Annotated in this window: 15 protein-coding genes; all 15 read right to left on the reverse strand. The window is 59.3% G+C overall.

Annotated elements, in window-relative coordinates; genetic code table 11:
- Nucleotides 1–471 (reverse strand): MraY family glycosyltransferase (locus XH84_RS21610; protein WP_488226097.1); only part of this gene is annotated, 471 nt, incomplete at its 3' end.
- Nucleotides 468–743, reverse strand: coding sequence for a hypothetical protein (locus XH84_RS21615; protein ID WP_245471792.1), 276 nt, complete (start codon nt 741–743; stop codon nt 468–470). The genes XH84_RS21610 and XH84_RS21615, both read right to left, overlap by 4 nt.
- A 633-nt stretch (nt 744–1,376) precedes the next feature.
- Nucleotides 1,377–2,243 (reverse strand): glucose-1-phosphate thymidylyltransferase RfbA, encoded by an 867-nt coding sequence (gene rfbA / locus XH84_RS21620; protein WP_128917978.1) that lies wholly within the window; start codon nt 2,241–2,243, stop codon nt 1,377–1,379.
- A complete protein-coding gene (rfbD, locus tag XH84_RS21625) occupies nt 2,240–3,142 on the reverse strand; it encodes a dTDP-4-dehydrorhamnose reductase (protein WP_128917977.1) in 903 nt (300 codons plus the stop codon). The genes rfbA and rfbD overlap by 4 nt, the downstream gene beginning before the upstream one ends.
- Nucleotides 3,139–4,197, reverse strand: coding sequence for a dTDP-glucose 4,6-dehydratase (gene rfbB / locus XH84_RS21630; RefSeq protein WP_128917981.1), 1,059 nt, complete (start codon nt 4,195–4,197; stop codon nt 3,139–3,141). Before rfbB ends, rfbD begins: the two co-directional genes overlap by 4 nt.
- A 14-nt stretch (nt 4,198–4,211) precedes the next feature.
- Nucleotides 4,212–4,766, reverse strand: a complete 555-nt coding sequence (gene rfbC, locus XH84_RS21635) for a dTDP-4-dehydrorhamnose 3,5-epimerase (protein ID WP_128917976.1) — start codon at nt 4,764–4,766, stop codon at nt 4,212–4,214.
- A gap of 48 nt (nt 4,767–4,814) precedes the next feature.
- Complete coding sequence (locus XH84_RS21640; RefSeq protein ID WP_245471793.1) at nt 4,815–5,735, reverse strand: glycosyltransferase; 921 nt, start codon at nt 5,733–5,735, stop codon at nt 4,815–4,817.
- Between the two features lie 172 nt (nt 5,736–5,907).
- Entirely contained in the window at nt 5,908–6,792 is an 885-nt protein-coding gene (locus XH84_RS21645; RefSeq protein WP_128917974.1) for a GumC domain-containing protein, read from the reverse strand.
- The gene (locus tag XH84_RS21650; protein ID WP_128917973.1) at nt 6,792–7,928 is read right to left on the reverse strand and encodes a hypothetical protein; all 1,137 of its coding nucleotides are present in this window, start codon (nt 7,926–7,928) and stop codon (nt 6,792–6,794) included. Before XH84_RS21650 ends, XH84_RS21645 begins: the two co-directional genes overlap by 1 nt.
- On the reverse strand, nt 7,925–8,884 hold the full coding sequence (locus XH84_RS21655; RefSeq protein WP_245471794.1) for a glycosyltransferase family 2 protein: 960 nt from the start codon (nt 8,882–8,884) through the stop codon (nt 7,925–7,927). The genes XH84_RS21650 and XH84_RS21655 overlap by 4 nt, the downstream gene beginning before the upstream one ends.
- A 112-nt stretch (nt 8,885–8,996) precedes the next feature.
- On the reverse strand, nt 8,997–10,055 hold the full coding sequence (locus XH84_RS21660) for a DegT/DnrJ/EryC1/StrS family aminotransferase (RefSeq protein ID WP_245471795.1): 1,059 nt from the start codon (nt 10,053–10,055) through the stop codon (nt 8,997–8,999).
- Between the two features lie 41 nt (nt 10,056–10,096).
- Entirely contained in the window at nt 10,097–11,032 is a 936-nt protein-coding gene (locus tag XH84_RS21665; RefSeq protein WP_128917971.1) for a GNAT family N-acetyltransferase, read from the reverse strand.
- Nucleotides 11,033–11,044: 12 nt separating this feature from the next.
- Nucleotides 11,045–11,980 carry a glycoside hydrolase family protein gene (locus XH84_RS21670; RefSeq protein ID WP_128917970.1) on the reverse strand — a complete coding sequence of 312 codons (936 nt, stop codon included), beginning with the start codon at nt 11,978–11,980 and terminating at the stop codon, nt 11,045–11,047.
- Nucleotides 11,981–11,989: 9 nt separating this feature from the next.
- Complete coding sequence (locus XH84_RS21675; RefSeq protein WP_128917969.1) at nt 11,990–12,652, reverse strand: acetyltransferase; 663 nt, start codon at nt 12,650–12,652, stop codon at nt 11,990–11,992.
- Complete coding sequence (locus XH84_RS21680; protein WP_128917968.1) at nt 12,649–13,059, reverse strand: sugar 3,4-ketoisomerase; 411 nt, start codon at nt 13,057–13,059, stop codon at nt 12,649–12,651. Before XH84_RS21680 ends, XH84_RS21675 begins: the two co-directional genes overlap by 4 nt.
- Nucleotides 13,060–13,572 lie beyond the last annotated feature (513 nt).

The raw sequence follows: 13,572 nt of genomic DNA on the forward strand, positions 1-13,572 counted from the left end.
GTCCATGAAGTTGACGAGGTTCACGAACCAGATTCCGGCGAGCAGGATGAGGCCGCGCTCCAGCGCGAACGGCAGCGCCGGCACGATGCGCGCCGTCTCGGGCGAAGTTAGCACTACGGCGCCGACGCAAGCCGCCTGCAACACCAGCCGCACCAACACAGGCAACGACACGATGTCGTCGGCAAACCCGACCAGCGCGATCACGACCGTGGCAGGGACCAGCGACGGCGGGATCGCCACGTTCGCGGCCTTCGCCCACAGCGAGGCGACGATGAGCGTCGCGGCGATCACCGCGATGCCGGCGCCCTGCGGCGTCGGAATCCGGTGCGAGGACCGCGCGTTCGGCCGCGCCAGCGCGTAACGCTGGAGCAGCGGGCGTCCGGCCCAGGTGACGAGCGCCGATATCAGGGCCGCGATCCCGGCGGCAAGCAGCGAGAGCAGGAAGGCGCGGGCGTCGGCGGTCGGGCTCACTCTGCCACTCCGATCGGAGCCGATCCTTGGGCGGTCTTCTCCGCGTTGAGGATCCAGATCAGACCGATTACCGCGCCAACGATGAAGAACACGGCACCGAACAGCAGCGGGACGTTGACTCCTTCGTTCGCAGCAAGTCCGACGAAGCCGAAGGCAAGGCTCAGCGTGGCTTTACGTACGCCCGAGCCGTCGATTGAGATCGGTATCACCGAGACGGAACCAACGTTGGGTAAGCGGAACGCAGCGCTGATAACCAGTCTTAATGGATTCATCGGCAGTCACCTTCCCTGTACTTCAAACCATTAAGTGCAGTCCCGAGGAAGCAGGACCTCAGCACAATTCGGTCCAGCTTGGCCTAACTGCGAGTGTCATTGTACGGCTTGCATTCGTTCCCCCTCGACGATAGCGTCGGCAGGCCACTAAGGCCGTATTGCAGCCCCAAGTTCTTCGGCTATGGAAAGCTTATGTTCTCGAGGTGCCGCCGGAAGTTACGAGACGTCTTCGTTGCGATCGCCCTAATTTGTGCGTGGTTTATAGGTGCCGTCCTGACGTATGACGATGATCCTCAAATAACTTCCAAATTGGGCAGGCGATAGTTTGCGATATTTGCCAGCGTCGAAATGCGCTCAATATCTTAATTGCTTGCTTCATCAAAGATGCGCCAAGTAGCCGCTTTCATTCTTGTGGCTCAACAGGCCGTGAGGATCAATGTGTCGCCGTCTTCGCAGTACTGGGGCGCTGATTTGCTCGACATAAGCGAAGAAGCACTCGGCGTTCATCGATTCATCTAGCACAAAAGGTGCAAGCTAGATCGGCGAAATGATCCTGAATTAGCGGGTCCAGGAATGACCTCTCGGACCAGCGATTCGTAACGGAATAGCGTTGGCGTATGGATCGCTGCGCAGTCAGATATCCAAGAGATTACGCAGGTACGAGGCGTACTCACCCTTGCCCATTTGAGATGCCAATCGCTCCAGCTGATTCCGATCGATATAACCTTGATTGAATGCCACCTCCTCCGGGCAGGCGATGCGGAAGCCCTGCCTCTTCTCGATCGTAGCGACAAACTCGGCAGCATCGAGCAGGCTTTCGGGTGTGCCCGCGTCGAGCCATGCAAAGCCGCGTCCTAGCCGCTCCACGTGCAATTGGTCACGATCAAGGTATAGCTTGTTTAAATCAGTGATTTCGAGTTCCCCCCGGGCCGAAGGCTTGATAGTCGAAGCCAAATCCGCAACCTGTTCGTCGTAGAAGTAAAGACCTGTGACGGCGAAATTCGATTTGGGCTTCAGCGGCTTCTCTTCAATGGAGCGAGCCTTGCCGTTTCCACTAAATTCTACCACGCCGTAGCGGTTCGGATCTGCCACCTGATAGGCGAAGATGGTTGCTCCGTTTGTCCGGCCAGTAGCGTTAAGCAGCAATTGCTGAAGCCCCTGACCAAAAAACAGGTTGTCGCCCAGAATAAGCGCCGAGCGGGTACCCTGGATAAATTCAGCACCGATGACGAACGCCTGCGCAAGACCACCCGGCGTCGGCTGCTGCGCATACGAAAGCGACAGGCCCCACTGGTTGCCATCACCAAGCAGAGCCTGGAAGTGAGGGAGATCGTGCGGTGTCGAGATAATCAGAATATCGCGGATGCCGGCGAGCATCAGCGTCGTGAGCGGATAATAGATCATCGGCTTATCGTAGACCGGCAACAACTGCTTCGAGGTCACCATGGTCATTGGATACAGCCGCGTGCCACTGCCGCCGGCGAGAATAATTCCTCTCAAGATGGGCCTCCCTGCTCCTTCAAGATACGATCAATGCAGTCCTCAAGTGACGTCTGCAGCGATGGCAGCCGGATATCGAAGACGGATTGCAGCCGCTTGGTTGACAGCCGTGAATTCGCCGGACGAAGGGCGCGGGCCGCATATTCGGACGAGGAGACCGGAATGATCTCGGCCGATCCAGCCGTTTCGGCCGTATACCTCTTCGCGATCAGGAGCGCAAAGTCGTACCAGGTGACGGCCTCCGAACCGACGACGTGCGTCAATCCTGCATAATCGGATTGCCAGCCTGTCCGGATCAGCCGGCGCGCCAGCGCAAGTGCCGCGTCGGCGAGGTCCGGCGCATAGGTTGGACACCCCATCTGGTCATTGACGATCCTGAGGCGCTGCCCCTCGACGAGCCGGCGCCAGATGGTCCGCACGAAATTGCTTCCAAACGGCGCATACACCCAGGACGTCCGCAAGATGATATGCCGGACGTTCGCCGACATCACGGCTCGCTCTCCCTCTAACTTCGAACATCCGTAGACACTCTGCGGATTGGGAGCGTCGTACTCCTCGTAGGGGCTCGGCTTCTTTCCATCGAAAACGTAATCGGTCGAGAAGTGGATGATGGGAACGTCCTCGCTCGCAGCAGCCGCGGCGACCTCCCTTGCACCGTCACGGTTGATCGCAAAAGCCACGCCCGGCTCGTCTTCGGCCCTATCAACCGCAGTATAGGCGGCTGCGTTGACAACGACGTCCGGGCGAAACCTGGCAATTGCCGCCGCTACCGCTCCTGTCTGCAGCAGATCCACCTCCGGACGGCCGACGGACTGGAGAACGAGATCATTCTCCTTCATAGCGGCTTCGCGCAACGATCTGGCCACCTGGCCTTCGCGACCGACGACGAAGAGCCTCATGAGCCGTCTTTTCCGATCAGACCCAGCCGCTTGCCGCCGTAGACTCGATCCCGCAACGGACGCCACCAATCGGCGCGATCCATGTACCAGCGCACCGTCTTCTCGATGCCCGTTTCGAATGTCTCGTTGGCGCGCCAGCCGAGCTCGCTTTCGAGCTTCGTTGCATCGATCGCATAACGCAGATCATGCCCAGGACGATCTTTGACGAACGAAATCCGATCATGGTGCGAGGTGCCGGCTGGCCGGAGCCGATCCAGCAAGGAGCAGATCTGTCGCACCACGTCCAGATTGGTCCTTTCGTTGCGTCCGCCCACATTGTAGGTCTCGCCCGGACGACCCTTGGCGAGAATTGTCGCGAGCGCCCGCGCGTGATCTTCGACATAGAGCCAATCGCGAACATTCAGGCCGTTTCCGTAGACCGGCAGCGCCTTACCCTCGAGCGCATTGAGGATCATCAGGGGGATAAGCTTCTCGGGAAACTGGTACGGCCCATAGTTATTGGAACAATTCGAAACGATCACCGGCAGACCGTAGGTGCGGTGCCATGCCTTCGCCAGGTGGTCCGAGCCGGCCTTGCTGGCGGAATAGGGAGAGCTGGGGTCATAGGGTGTCGTCTCCGTGAAGACGCCCTCCGCGCCCAAGGATCCATAGACCTCGTCGGTGGACACGTGCACGAAGCGAAACGACTGAGCAACGCTCGGAGTGCGCTCGACATAGCGACGCGACACGTCCAGCAGGGTAAATGTCCCGAGTACGTTCGTCCGAACGAAGACCTCTGAATGCCCGATCGAGCGGTCGACATGGGTTTCGGCGGCGAGGTGAACGACTGCGCCCGGCTCATATTTTCGCAAAACCGATTCAACGACATTCCGGTCGCAGATATCGCCCTTTTCGAAGGCGTATCGAGGGCTGTCCGCGACCGGAGCGAGCGAGGCCAGATTGCCTGCATAGCTCAGCGTATCCAGCACGACCACGTCGAGCCCGAGACTAGAGATGAAATGACGGCAGACTTCCGATCCGATAAACCCAGCCCCGCCAGTCACAAGAACCCGCATGATCACCTACAACTTCAGTTGGAGCGCCGTGCCAGTTCGCCCAGACGCGGAAGATTACGATCCTTGTCCGATAGGGTCGCTTTGGTCGGAGAGATGCCCCAATCAATCTGGAGCGCGGGGTCATCCCAAGCGATCCCCCGTTCATGACCCGGCGAATAATAGTCCGTCGTCTTATAAATGACCTCGCAATTATCGTCCAGCGTGATATAGCCGTGCGCGAAACCCGGTGGTACCCAGAGCTGCTGCCAGTTGGCCTCCGACAGTTCGACGGCGACATGTTTCGCGTAGGTTGGGGACGTCTCGCGAAGGTCCACTGCGACGTCGAGGATCGCCCCTCTCGAGCACCTCACGAGCTTCCCCTGCGCCCGAGGCTCCATTTGATAGTGCAGACCACGCACGACTCCCCTGCGGTTTGTGACGACGTGATTGTCCTGCACGAAAGCCGCACCGACACCATTGGCCGCCAGCAGATCCGCTCGAAACGTTTCCGAGAACGAACCACGTTCGTCGGCATGCCGCAGCGGCGTCAACAGCAGCACGTCGGGAATACTCAAACGTTCGATTTTCATAGATACCGTCCACCTAGGTTGAGCGAGTTCCGGCTGCCGGAACAGCCGTCAAATCCGGCCAAAGATCGCCGCAAGATTGAGTGCGAGATTTTCGATGGCCGTCTGCCGATAGACCCCCGACTGCCAAAGTAGCCATAATCGCATGGGGAGCCAAGCCGTTCGGGCCCTGGCGAACAGTTCCAGAATCGCAACGTTCTCCGGACGCAGTTGATCACGAACCTGATTGAGTAGTTTCACATTGATCTCGTTCCATTGGACCATCTGCCCGGACGCCAGGCCGAGCGCTCTTGTCAGGCGCGCCTGGAGGCCGACGTTTTTTCCGAACACGTTCTCCCCATGCTGCCGATAGGCCAGGCTGGGTCGCAGATCGAAGTGTACGCGCCCTCCAACCCCCGTAATGACCTGATACGTCCACCAATCATGCGCAACCATTGGCGCCTCCGGCGGCGTCTTCTGCAGCGCCAATCGGGCTGCCTGGTTGAAGATCATGGTGTTGCCACCGCCCAGATTCTGAACCAACGCATTGGCGAACCCGGGCGCGCGAGCGAACTTTCGCGAAAAACCCATTGGCTTTCCTTGCCAGGTGACGAGCTGCGTACGCGTGCAGAAAAGCGCTGGCTCGCCCTGCGGAATCTGCTCGAACCAAGAGACGGCGTCCGCCAGCTTGTGATCGAACCAGACGTCGTCCTGGTCGCTGTAGCCGAATAGGTCGCCCGAAACCTCCGGGCTCCTGACCATCGAGGCAAAGTTCTGCCAGAAGCCCTGTTGCGGGCCGCGCAGCACAACCACCCGTTGTGATACGGATTTTGCGAATTCATCGACGAACGCCAGTGTGCCGTCGGTCGAGCCGTCGTCCGATACGACGAGCTCCCAGTTCGAATAGGTCTGGGAGCGATAGGATTCGAGCTGCTGGTGAATGAATTCGGCCCCGTTTCGGGCCGCGAGCAGGATCGTGACTTTGGGATGCATGGACAATGAAATTCCGCTCGCGTGCAGGCTGCCTGGGATTCACTCAAAGATTGGCCCGACCGCCCGAAATCAGACGTGCCTGCGTACCAAATCGCGGCGGCGCTTTCCACGCCCGTGTTGGCGTCCGGCCCGAGCAATCCGGCCGGACCCGACGCAGTAGCTCGGCCGCCCTCTAGCCGGAAAGCGGCTGCGATCGCCTCCTGGAGACGTAGTCCCGTAGCAGGGCGCACACCAGTCCGGCAGCCAGACCCATGACGATGCCGAAGAAGATGATGAGGCCCCGGCTCGCTCCCCCGATCCTGACCGACGAAATCCTTCCTATCATTTCAGTCGGAGATGACTGATATTTGTCGCGTCGCAGCAGCAGAAATCTCTGGTGATCGATCTCCCTTATTTCCCTGGCATTCCTTTCCATGGCCGATGCAGCCGATGCCACAGCCGCCGATCCATCTTCTACGCCCGAATTGCTCGCGGACGAAAACGCCTTCAGCAGGTTCGATTGCACTCCGCGCAGGCTCGCCAGCTCGGTTGCATATTGCTGTGCGAGGAGTTCGACTTCGGAGCGCGCCGCCTGCGTCAGCTCTCCGTGCACGGATTTCAGCCCATCGACGATCGCCGTGAGGGCATGCGTTGCCTCGTCCGCGGCAGGGGCCCGCACCGTGATGCGGATCAGCCCCGTCGACGGCACGGGATCGATCCTTACGCCCGAAAGCGGCGCGCTCTCTGAAGCCGCATCCGAACTGGGGCCGGATTGCTTCAAGGCCTCCTGCGGGAACGACTTTATCCGCATCCGCTCCTGCACTTCCTGAAGTGACTCGACGAGCCGCGGGGAGCCCGCCAATGCATCATAGACCATACCGATGTGGATCGTGGCCTGGGCCTCCCACTGCGGCTTGATCCGGCTCAGAGGCACAATCGCGATCCCCGCCACGATCACGAAGGCCGCGACGGCCCACCTCCACTGGCGCACGAATAGCTGCAGGATCTCGTTCGGTTTAATGCCCTCCGGTCGGGCGACAGCGTTCGCGGGCACCGATGCGTCTTCGTGAACCGTCATCAATCAGCTTCCTTCAACCCTTCACGCATACCACCAGGGAAAAAATGCCCGGCGACGGGGATCATCAAACAGAGCGCCACGAACCCGAAATTCGTCCAGGTAAAGGCCTGCGGAGCGAACGGCGACATGACGGACACGTAGGCAATACGAAGGAATATCAGGAAGCGCCACACGGAGACATTTCCTCGTAGCAGCACGATGCTCCACAGCAGCATACAATAGAGCAGGAACACGCTAAAGAGCGCGCCGCTCCATCCGGCAGCCATCAGGAATGGAAAGAACTCCGTGCCGACGTTGATCGTCGGCGCATCCAAGGGGATGTCCGTCCCGAGCGTCTCTACCGAGCCGCTAAAGGGAATGAGCTGGCTGAGCAGAAAATTCGCATTGTGATAGTTCTTTGCGAGGATGGAAGAGAAATTGTAGACGCCGGCGCTCACATAGAGCAGCAGCCACTTCACGCCTTCCGGGGAAATCTCGAACAAACCACTCAAGGGCAGGTTGAGATTGCTCAAGGTCCCCGAGCGAACTGCTCCCAACAATGAAAAAGCAGCCAGTCCTCCGAACAGGAGAGGCACGATGATTTTCCAGGAAAGCAGCGTCAACTTCTTCTGCAGCAGAACGAACGTGAGCACCAGCGAGAATATGGCCGCGAACAGACGATTCCGATCGATCACGAGGATGGGGAAGATCAGGCCGATCGCCAGAAGCGCGATACGCACGGCACCGCCCCTGAAACAGAGCAGTGCGAGGGGCGGCAAGACCCAGCTCAAATTCGAGATGTGGCGGACGTGATTGCGGCCATTCTCAAAGGTGGCATATGAGGAAGGATCGACGATGAGAGGGATGGGGAAAGCGGTCAAGTCGATGACGCAGAACCCGGCCACCAGCCAGCAAAGGGCCGCGGCGACCACTCCCTGAGGCGTTCCCGTGAAATCCATACCCTGAAACGATCGCAGCGGCGGCAAACGAATATCAAGCATGAAGTCCAGCACGACGATGCCGACGGCGACCGTCGCGAAGAACAGTACGCCGCCGAGCATGACTAGCGAAAACTCAAAGCTGACGGTCATCACGGACAGCGCCAGCAGGATCGGCAGCGCCAGATAGAACGATGGATAGCGCAATGCCTCGCTCACCGCAGACTTCTCGATCGCACCGGCGTCGAACCGACAAACGCCACGGCCCGCAGCCCGCCGAACATCACGACATTCCAGACCGACTTGACATGGCGCCCTTCGAGATAAGCGATCTTGGCGGCGATAAGCCTCCCCTGCGCCCTCAGCATTGTCCTGTGGCGGCCCTCGAACAGGGCGAGATTCCGGCTGACGGCCTCTGCCATGTTGCGCAGATTGGCGATGCGCCTCGCGGTGTCCTTGGTCTTGCTGGTGTTGGTGCCATGAACCCGGTAGGCGCCGACCTTGACGTCGACGAAGCCGACAGCGTCCAGCGCGGTAAGCCGCAAGAAGAAGTCCCAATCGTCAATGAGAAGGTTCTCGTTCCAGCCCTCGGCTGCATCAAGCCCTCTTTTTCGGAGCAGCGGCACCGGACCACCGATCGCCCACCGGCAGATGATTTCGCGCCGGATCCCCTCATCCGTCAGGTAGCGGGCCTTGTCGACATGGAACAGACCGACCATCGCACTGTCGTGGACGACCCTGTCCTGGTCATCGACCACGATCGAGTCACCGACGACCGCAAGCTTGGCCGGATTGGCTTCGAGGTAGGCGACCTGGGCGGTGGTCCCATCCGCGAGGAAATAATCATCGCTTGCGCCGAGCCGCAGATAGTCTCCGCTGGCCAGTGCTGTCAGTTCGTTCAGCGTCGCAGCGATCCCCTTGTTCTCCCGATCCACGTAGCGGATGTCCAGTGATGATTTATGCTTGGCTATCCACTCCGAGATGATCTCCGCCGTCCGATCTCGCGAGCCGTCATTGACGATCACGAGTTGCTTGTTGGCATATTTGTCGAGCAGAACGCTATCGAGGCACTTCTCGATGAAGTGCTCATGGTTGTAGGCCGGAATCAGAAACGAGACCAACGGACGACCCGCCGGCGGATTCGATGAAGCTTGCTCCGGACTGGCACTTATCACGCTTGCACACCTTTCCCTTGCGTAGCAGGAAACCGGCGCGACATGAACGGGCGCGGAAACGAACCGACGGCGGCACCGGTGCCGTAGCAGTGACTGCTCGCCTGAATTGAATTTAGAACTCGCAACATGCGGCTATGACTTTTGCGACCTGCTCGGGCTGCAGCGTCGGCCCAAGAGGCAAGCTGAGAACCTCGCGGTGAAGTCTCTCCGAGACCGGAAGCGTCAGATCGTGGAGGTCCGGATAGGCCTTCTGCAGGTGCGGAGCAACCGGATAGTGAATCAGCGTCTGGATGTCTCGGGATGCGAGATGACGCTGCAACGCCTCGCGCTGCTCGCATTGCACGACGAAGACATGCCAGACGTGGGTGGCGGGGTCTCCCGCGATGAAGGGAAGCCGGATCTTTGGATTCTTGATGCCATCCAGATAGGCGGCGGCAATTCGCCGGCGTGAAGCGATTTCGTCGTCGATGTATTTCAGCTTGACGCGCAGCATGGCCGCCTGAATCTCGTCCAGCCGGGAATTTATGCCCTCGCATTCGTGGTAATATTTGACTTTCGAACCATAGTTGCGAAGCGCGCGGAGCCGCTCGGCCAAACCGTCATCATTCGTCAGGACCGCGCCGGCGTCACCCAGCGCGCCCAGGTTCTTGGTCGGGAAGAAGCTGAAAGCCGCCGCGTCGCCGAACGCGCCGGCCTTTACGCCGCCGAGCATCGCACCATGGGCCTGTGCGGCATCTTCAATGAGCAGGATATCGCGCGCCCGCGCGATCGCAGCCAGTTCCGGCATGGCGGCCAATTGTCCGTAGAGATGCACGGCCATAATGGCGCGCGTCTTCGGACCTATCGCGCGCGAAACGCGTTCCGCATCGATGTTGAAGGTGCGCGGATCCGGCTCGACGAGAACGGGCTTCAGGCGGTTCTGCGTGATCGCCAGAATGGTCGCGATGAAGGTATTAGCGGGCACGATGATCTCGTCGCCCTCGGACATCCTGCCAAGCGCGATGTAGGCACGCAATGTCAGGATCAGCGCATCGAGGCCGTTCCCCACGCCTATGCAGAAGAGAGACCCGCAGTAATCTGCGAATTCGCGCTCGAACGAGTTCAGCTCCTCGCCGAGGATATACCACCCCGACTCGATCACGCGCGACGCAGCAGCCTTGAGCTCGTCCATATACGGCGCATTGGCTTCTCGCAGACTGAGAAACGGCACGGTCATTTCAGATCCACCTCATAAAAGTCGTGAACGATACCGCGCCCTCCGAAACCTTCCTTCTGTGCCACCAGGCCCTCGTTGAGAAAGCGCCCCGACTGCTCGGTCGAAATTCCGAAGCTGAAATAACGCCGATCCGCATATTGGTTGTTGACGAGCTCCGAGATGATGAGATCGAGCGCGCCGTTGACACGCCCGAGCTCGCTCGAACCCAAATATTGCGTGTGCACCGAGCTGCCGAAATCGAAGATGAGCGCCCCTGCCTGGAGCTGCCCGTCAGCCCTAGCCTCGTAAAGGACGATCTGATCCGGAAACCGCGATTTCAGCAACTGTAGTTCATGCAACGTGTGGACCACCTGCCTGCCGCGATCGCTCGCCTGCTCGCATAGCAGCTCGTGGAAGGCATCGAGCTGGTCCGACGCGGCAACGACGAGGTTCGCCTTCCTGGCCTTGTTGATCGTCCACTTCCGCCCCTTCGAGTATTTTGGAGCCTTGCCGATCTCGACGACCGACGAGATGTCGCGGCGCTGCAACCGCGCGCCCATCCGGAACAGGGCGTAAAGGTCTTCCTCGGATGGATAGCGATGAAAGACGTGGGGCACCGCTTTGTAGATCATCTTGTCCCGCCCAGCAGACGCATAGTGCGATGCGATCTTCTCAAAGGCTTCCAACGTCGACTGGGCTCGCATGTCCGTCGTCGCGAGGAGCCCGCCATAGGTCAGCCCGCCGTGACTGCTGATCGTGTCGCCGTGCAGGCTCGCCGGAAACACCGCGCAGGGCTCGCCATTCTGCAGTACGATCAGCGACTGATCAACGAAGCGATCCGAGTGGTAGTCCATGTAGGAACGAAGGTGCAGGAAATTACCCGTTCTGGACTGCAGAACGATTCCATTCCAGGCAGCCTCGTCCTGAGCCGAGTATGATCGAACGCTGATCATTCTTCCTGTCCATCAGCTCTGGCCGAGGGTACCTTTGGCGCGCGCGAGGCCAAACCCGTCGGCGCCCATGTCGTTGCCATTGTAGAACATCAGGATGCTATCACGATGCTGAATCAGCGCCGGGTAGCACAGAGTGCGGGAATCCCAGCCTAAAGGGCTCAGCGAGATTCCGACGTCCTCGTCCTTGCGGACCCACTCAATTCCGTCAACCGAATAGGCCATGCCGGGCAGATAGTCGCCTGACGTCGTTCCATAGGTGAAGTACATGACATACTTTCCACCGATCCTGTAGACGCGCGGGCGCCCAATCCGGTACTCGCTGCCCGTCGGCCGGAGGCATTCGCGCCCGAGCCGGGGCAGCTCCAGTAGATCCGAACTTTCGACGTAGCGAATGTGATATTGAGGATACGGCTTGCCGCCGATGTACTCCCATCCATCCCCGCAGGCAAACCAGATCTTCCACCGGCCCTGGTCGAACATCGCCGAATGCACGGCACCAATCGTCGTCTGCCCCGGTCCGCGATCGAGGATCGGCGCCTCGGACACTCTGGCAAAGCTTTCCCCGCCGTCGGTCGACTTTGCTAGGCCCGTAAAAGCGAGGAACTTCGCCTTGGCGACCAGCTGGAATCCGACATAGAACATGTAGATGCCGTCCGGCCTCGGAACGACGTCTCCCATGATGACCCCGTTGTCGTCGAAGCAGCCGTCCCGACCGACATCAAGGACCGGCCGGCGGGATATTCCGACGATCCTGGCGGGCGCGTCGGCAAGCACATCCACATAGCCGATGCGGCTTACGCCTGCGCCATCCCTGAAGCCCGCATAAACGCGAATGGTGTCGTCATTCAGACGCATCGGCGTAGGCGTCAGCGCAGAGTTCGCCACCCAGCTTCCGACACCATGGTCGGATGCTCGAAAGATCAGCCCTTCTTTTTCCCACTTAAGCATCCGGGCCGCTCAAGTTTCGGTGTCCTGGCTCGACTTGCCGGGGACCGCGCGCGCCGGCATGGTCGCATAGATTTTGTCCGGGTCAGTGTCCTTCGCGATCAGCGCACCGGACCCGATTACGCACCGCGGTCCGATCGTGATGTGATCGTTGATGGTTGCATTGACGCCAAGAAACGAGCTCTCGCCGATATTGCAGTACCCGGAAATGACGACGTGAGAGGTGACGAACACGTTGTCGTTGATGACCGTGCGATGCCCAACATGATTTCCGCTCCAGAGCACGCAGTTGTTGCCGACGGTGACGAAGGGCTGAATCACGTTATTCTCGAAGATGAAGGTATTCTCCCCGATCTTGGCGTTGCGCCACACGAAGGCCCGCGAGCTGACATAGGTTGCGAACCGATACCCCTTCTGCTTGGCATCGTTGTAGAAGCGTGTGCGCAAGCGGTTCAGCTGCGTGGAAGGAATCGCAACGAAGATGTCGTAATCCGCGGGCGGATAGCGATCCATCAGTTCGCCATAGGCAACGATCGGAAGCCCCTCCAGCTCCGGAGTCTTGATGAACTCCGCGTCCACAGAGAAAGCCGCAACTTCGTAGTCGGAATCGTGGGAGAAGTACTGGAACGCAATCTCAGCGAACTCTCCTGCTCCGACGATGACGAGGCGCTTCATGATTTTCTCTCCTGTTTGGCGAGCGTGCAGAACTCCTGATAGTCACGAACATAATCAGCTGGATCATAGAGCTGGTCTGCAAGCACCATCAGTACGCAATCGGAGCTGAATTCGGACATCTCGCGCCAGACCATGCTTTCCAACAGCAGGCCGCGATAGGGACTGTCGAGCGTGACCTCTGTCACCTCACACCCGTCGTCCAAATGGACCTTTACGCTTCCCGAAACCGCAATCATGATCTGCTTCAACTGGCGGTGCGCATGATAGCCGCGGCGGACGTGGGGCCTGGTATCGAAGAGGTAGTACACGCGACGAATCGTGAAGGGAATGTTGCGCCCCTCTTCGAGAGCGACCAACATTCCGCGCTCATCCCCATGTCGGCCGAAGTCGACGAACGTGACTTTCATCCCCCCAAACTTCTCCTGAAAGTACATACAGATTCGACCTTTACAGAGTTTCTCCCCCTGGTCAACGTAGCTGGGCGGATGCTGGAACAAGTTGCAATACGGCTCCGAATGACAGCCTCTTGAAGCAAAGCCCGCGTCGAAACGGAACAAGGTCGTTAGCCCGTAACGGCTCGGCAGGCATACAGAATGTTCGAAGAAGGCGGGTCGAAGCAACGCAATTTTAGGATGAGATTGGTCTAACTCGTCTAATCGGAATTCGTCCAGCCAACCGCGCCGCCATACTTGCCGCCGCAACAGATACTTCCTATTACCTTTGGGCGATCCGGCCACCACACTCACAAGCAGCCGACCCGCATCCTGTTTGGTGCAGCTCACTGCCTTTCTGGCAGTGAGAGGGCCGTCGCAAATTCTTGGCAAGACATTCAGGTCAACGGTACCTATCTACACTGCCCAAAACTGTTGCAAGCTTCATGACCTGAGTTATGCGCACATCCTCCGTTCCTCTCCTGGCTC

Origin of the sequence: Bradyrhizobium nanningense (genome assembly GCF_004114535.1) — a bacterium.
GTDB lineage: Bacteria > Pseudomonadota > Alphaproteobacteria > Rhizobiales > Xanthobacteraceae > Bradyrhizobium > Bradyrhizobium nanningense.

Excerpts from the sequence above, each read along its gene's own strand:
- rfbC (WP_128917976.1), bottom strand. The coding sequence starts at position 4,766 with ATGAAAATCGAACGTTTGAGTATTCCCGACGTGCTGCTGTTGACGCCG.
- rfbD (WP_128917977.1), bottom strand. The coding sequence starts at position 3,142 with ATGAGGCTCTTCGTCGTCGGTCGCGAAGGCCAGGTGGCCAGATCGTTG.
- XH84_RS21615 (WP_245471792.1), bottom strand. The coding sequence starts at position 743 with ATGAATCCATTAAGACTGGTTATCAGCGCTGCGTTCCGCTTACCCAAC.
- XH84_RS21640 (WP_245471793.1), bottom strand. The coding sequence starts at position 5,735 with ATGCATCCCAAAGTCACGATCCTGCTCGCGGCCCGAAACGGGGCCGAA.
- XH84_RS21645 (WP_128917974.1), bottom strand. The coding sequence starts at position 6,792 with ATGACGGTTCACGAAGACGCATCGGTGCCCGCGAACGCTGTCGCCCGA.
- XH84_RS21660 (WP_245471795.1), bottom strand. The coding sequence starts at position 10,055 with ATGGACGAGCTCAAGGCTGCTGCGTCGCGCGTGATCGAGTCGGGGTGG.
- XH84_RS21665 (WP_128917971.1), bottom strand. The coding sequence starts at position 11,032 with ATGATCAGCGTTCGATCATACTCGGCTCAGGACGAGGCTGCCTGGAAT.
- XH84_RS21670 (WP_128917970.1), bottom strand. The coding sequence starts at position 11,980 with ATGCTTAAGTGGGAAAAAGAAGGGCTGATCTTTCGAGCATCCGACCAT.
- rfbB (WP_128917981.1), bottom strand. The coding sequence starts at position 4,197 with ATGCGGGTTCTTGTGACTGGCGGGGCTGGGTTTATCGGATCGGAAGTC.
- XH84_RS21680 (WP_128917968.1), bottom strand. The coding sequence starts at position 13,059 with ATGAAAGTCACGTTCGTCGACTTCGGCCGACATGGGGATGAGCGCGGA.
- XH84_RS21675 (WP_128917969.1), bottom strand. The coding sequence starts at position 12,652 with ATGAAGCGCCTCGTCATCGTCGGAGCAGGAGAGTTCGCTGAGATTGCG.